We start from the raw sequence: 2,673 nt of genomic DNA, 5'->3' as shown, positions 1-2,673 counted from the left end.
AATTCGTGGCGAAATCATTTGCCCGAATAGTTGTTTTTTATTAATCGTTAGTTTGGCAGTACGTTTTAAAAAGAGGTTAAGGTCTTGCGACTGAAAATTGCGACTGAAAACTATTTTTTAATCTCTGGCAAAAGAAAAAAAATAATAATAGCTTTGCGCAACAAGAAGCAAGAAAAGAGAATGAGTCTATATTCTTTTCTCTTGCTTCTTTTTTCTTTAAAAAAAAATGGAATCAGACAAAAAACTTCTCATCAAATTAGCCCATACCAAAATGCCTTTCGGAAAATACGAAGGTTACTTTTTAATTGATTTACCCGAATATTATGTCGTTTGGTATCAAAACAAAGGATTCCCAAAAGGAGAACTAGGACAGCAATTAGCACTTATCTATGAGCTAAAATTGAACGGGCTTGAGGAATTGATCCGCAATATTAAAAAGCAATATCCTAAACCTTTAAATTTGTAAGAAAAATCTTTGTTTGTTCGATTTTTTTACCTAAGTTTGAAATGCAAAATATTATAGTTTCTAAAAACAAATTGATACCACAAAATTCAAGACTGAATTTTTTAATGTGTACAAGTCAATGTTTTAGAATTATAATATTTTTTTTATGTCAAAACTTATCTCTTTTGTCTTTTCAGGTATAATCAACTTCTTTTGTGTTTTTATTATTCTTTTTTTTAAACAATGAGAATTATTCAAAGCGCCTGGGCTTGTAATAAACCAGAGCTGCTGAAAACTAACTCAGGCTGGTTGTCTCCTGAGTACAACTTAATGTCATGGACTCTAAGTTGTTTACAGTTAAAGCAATATTATCCTGAAGTAGTGCTGTACTGTGATAGTGTTTATGCAAAAATGTTGATTGATACTTTAGAATTGCCTTATACTAACGTAGTTTGTAATTTGGATGTTCTAAATAAATACCACCCTCAGCTTTGGGCGTTGCCTAAAATTCATAGTTATTCGCAGCAGGAAAAGTCTTTTTTGCATGTTGACGGTGATGTGTTTATTTGGAATGATTTTGAGGATCGTTTATTGAGTGGAGGTTTAATCGCTCAAAACAAAGAAGCAGCAACAGATTATTACGAAAAAATAATGATTTCTTTAGAATTGGCTTTGAATTTTTTCCCATCAGAGATACAAGTTGAAAGGAAATTGAAGAAACCTATTTTGGCTTATAATGCGGGGATATTTGGAGGTAATGATGTTTCATTCTTTAAAGAATATGCATCAAAAGCTTTTGAATTTGTAAATAAGAACATTTTGAATCTTTCTAAAATTAATGTTTCAAGCTTTAATATTTTCTTTGAACAATACCTTTTTTATTGCATGACCCAGAAATACAAGAAAAAGGTAAATGTTCTGTTTTCTGAAACGATCGGGGATAATCAATACAAGGGATTTGGTGATTTTGCCAGAGTACCTTATGAAAAACAGTATTTGCATGTATTGGGAGCTTACAAAAGAAATGAATTTGTTTGTAAACAAATGAGTAATAGACTGCGACAGGATTATCCCGAGTATTATTACAGAATAATTGATTTGTTTAAAAGAAATAAGACACCACTCTTTAAAGATTATTATAATCTTCAGGATACGACTGAGAGCTATTTACTTCAGAGATACAAACGTTTAAATAGTGAAAAAGTAAAAATTAAAAAAAAAGAAAACGTAAAGTCAATTTACTATGATTTCAAAAGAGATCTAAGAAAAGAAATTGGAAATGTTGTATTGAGCAAAGAGCAGTTTGTAGATCTTGAAGTTTTTCACTCCAAAATAAATGCAATCACCAAGATAAATTTTTTATTTATTTCTCATGATTACTTATATGCAAGAGATTGTAAAGCAGATTTTTATTTTCAGTATCTGTTTGAGAACAAAAAACAAATTTATAGTAAAAGAATAATAAGGGGGGACGATTATCTAACGATTAAAAGCGATTTTAACTGGAGTTCTTTTATTGAGAAGCAGAAAGATATAAAAGAAGATGAAATAGTAAAACTTGAAAAAAGCAAAAAAAAGTTTACTACACTGATAGTTCCCGAATGTGATCAGAATAGATATTCATTAGTTTATATTGACGAGTTAGATTTAGTTATTCTTGAAATTTTGAAGACAGCTAGAACGATTCAGGAATTACTTGATGAATTAAAAGAGTATTTCGATAAAGATGAAGTCTGTAAAATTCCTGCTGAGTTTGAGAAATTAATATTCGGGCGGATAAAGTTAGGAATTCATAGTAAATCAATAAAAGTTGCATATTAAATAATTTTATATCAAAAAAAATAACAAGAAAAAAACTACAAATTAAAAGTACTTTTATATATTTGGAGATAAAAAAAAAAATGCAGTGTTATGAAAAATCTTAAAAAAATTAAATTTTCTGATATTGTTGGGATGTTGGAAAAAGATGAAATGCGTGAAATTATTGGTGGCTGTGGCAGCACAACTGGCTCAGGAAGTAATATTTACGGCGGTGGAGGAAATGCTCCGGCTCTTAGTGGATATGTTTCAGGATTTACAACAAGTTTTTCTGGAACAAATTATGGAGGTTTTGGAGGAGCTAATGTAAAGGGAGGTGGCGTATATGGTAGTGGTTCTATAACAGGTGCAGGAGAAAGTAGCTATCCTGGTTCTCCTTATTATAATGGTGGTAATACATCATATAATAA

The 2,673-nt window shown here is 30.1% G+C and carries 3 protein-coding genes; all 3 read left to right on the top strand.

Annotated features, from left to right (window positions below; translation table 11 throughout):
- Positions 1-226 precede the first annotated feature (226 nt).
- Positions 227-466 carry a DUF3820 family protein gene (locus JO950_RS19180; protein ID WP_202704084.1) on the top strand — a complete coding sequence of 80 codons (240 nt, stop codon included), beginning with the start codon at positions 227-229 and terminating at the stop codon, positions 464-466.
- A gap of 222 nt (positions 467-688) precedes the next feature.
- Positions 689-2,266: a DUF6734 family protein gene (locus JO950_RS19175; RefSeq protein WP_202704083.1), complete on the top strand. Its 1,578-nt coding sequence runs from the start codon at positions 689-691 to the stop codon at positions 2,264-2,266.
- A 90-nt stretch (positions 2,267-2,356) separates the two neighbouring features.
- Positions 2,357-2,673 (top strand): hypothetical protein (locus JO950_RS19170; protein WP_202704082.1); only part of this gene is annotated, 317 nt, incomplete at its 3' end.

It is taken from the genome of Flavobacterium sp. UGB4466 (assembly GCF_903469665.1).
In the GTDB taxonomy this organism is placed as follows: domain Bacteria; phylum Bacteroidota; class Bacteroidia; order Flavobacteriales; family Flavobacteriaceae; genus Flavobacterium; species Flavobacterium lipolyticum.
Note: the sequence above shows the minus strand (reverse complement) of the source record. Positions and strands in the feature narration are given on the sequence as shown.